This is a genomic window from Alcanivorax sp. HI0083, assembly GCF_001635175.1.
Window position 1 is genome coordinate 1 of sequence record NZ_LWFX01000228.1, and the last position, 1,598, is coordinate 1,598.

General features: G+C 50.4%; 2 protein-coding genes. Both read left to right on the forward strand.

Features of this window, described 5'->3' with window-relative positions:
- The first annotated feature begins 453 nt into the window (after positions 1-453).
- The gene (locus tag A3754_RS02495; RefSeq protein ID WP_063518769.1) at positions 454-771 is read left to right on the forward strand and encodes a transposase; all 318 of its coding nucleotides are present in this window, start codon (positions 454-456) and stop codon (positions 769-771) included.
- Positions 765-1,598 (forward strand): IS3 family transposase (locus A3754_RS02500; RefSeq protein ID WP_063518770.1); only part of this gene is annotated, 834 nt, incomplete at its 3' end. The genes A3754_RS02495 and A3754_RS02500, both read left to right, overlap by 7 nt.

Sequence of the window (1,598 nt, forward strand, 5' to 3'; positions counted from 1 at the left end):
GGGCGAGGCGGAAGCGATGGCTAACAAGAGCATGTTGCGGATAAATTTCCGCTACGCTCCAATTTTCCGCAAATGCTGGCGTTATGTGTGAGGGTAGATGGTTGAGGCTATGGGGAGAGAGCTGAAAGTAAGGCCTCTATTTCGGGGGTTGGCAGGCATTCTATTTGTGGTGTGTGTGCTCGATTTGCTGGCAATCGTTGTCTTTTCGTTCCTCGAACCATTCAGCCCGTATGCCCTTCTAGGAATTGCCGTCATTGGAGTATTGTCACATGTTTCTGGAATGGTGCTTTTCAAGGGAGTTCCTCCTGGATATTTTAGGTTCGCAAATGGGGCAGATGATAAGGCACATAACAAGTAGCAGCAGGCCGACTTTCGCGGCTGTGCTAGGCGTTATGCCTCCAAGTTCCCCAAGAAAAGTAGACACCTCACTACAACCTAATGAGGTGTTTTATTATGGCCAAGAAACGTAAGAACAAATACAACCACTACACCGAGGACTTCCGCAGGGAGGCGGTGCGCAGATCGGAAGATCCAGGTACCAGCGCCGTGGAGGTGGCTCGTGAGCTCGGTATCCACCCTGGTCAGATTTATAACTGGCGCAGGCAGTACAAACGACTTTCTGATAAGCAGTTCAATAGCATGCAAGGTGTTGATTACTCCCGGCAGGAAAGCGAAGAGATGCGCGCGCTCAAAAGAGAGATCGTGGATCTGAAAGAGGAAAATGAATTCCTAAAAAAGGCGACGGCGTACTTCAGCAAAGACAAGTGGTGAAGTACGCCTTTATTGAATCGCTACGTGGCCAGTATCCGGTCACCAAGATGTGCCGCTGGGCAGGCGTGAGCCGGTCTGGATACTACAAGTGGCGTAATCGGAAGCCTAGTCCACGTCAGCTCCGCCAATTGGAGGCTGAGCGCCAGCCGGTAACGCTCTTTAAGCGCTTCAAGTCCCGGTATGGGGCGCCACGCATGACCGTCGAGCTAAATGAGAGCGGCTGTGATATCAGCGAGAATACGGTTGCCAAATTGATGGCGAAACGTGGGCTTAAGGCCAGGAATGGGAAGGGCTACAAGTATTTCCCTGATGTTATGGCCCACAATCATGTCAGTGACAATCTTCTTAGAAGAAACTTTACCGCCAGCCGTCCAGATGAGAAGTGGGTATCAGACATTACCTACATCAAAGTCGAAAAGGGCTTTGTTTATCTGGCTGTGGTGATGGACCTATTCTCCCGAAAGATCGTGGGCTGGTCGCTGGATACGACAATTACGAATCAGCTGATTATTGATGCCTTCAATATGGCAAGGGACTCCAGGAATGTAGAGCCAGGGCTCATACTGCATTCGGACAGAGGGGTTCAATATCGCTCGGGCGAGTACCAGGCGTTGTTGCTCAGTGAAAAGATAAGACCTAGCATGAGCCGAAAAGGGAATTGCTGGGATAATGCGGCAATGGAGTCGTTCTTTGCTCGGTTCAAGGTGGAAGCGCTTTATGCCGAGGATGTATCGAATAAGAAAGAGGCGTACTCCTGCGTCTTCGACTACATTGAAATGTTCTACAACAGCCACCGTCGGCATAGCACACTGGGGTATAAAAGCCCT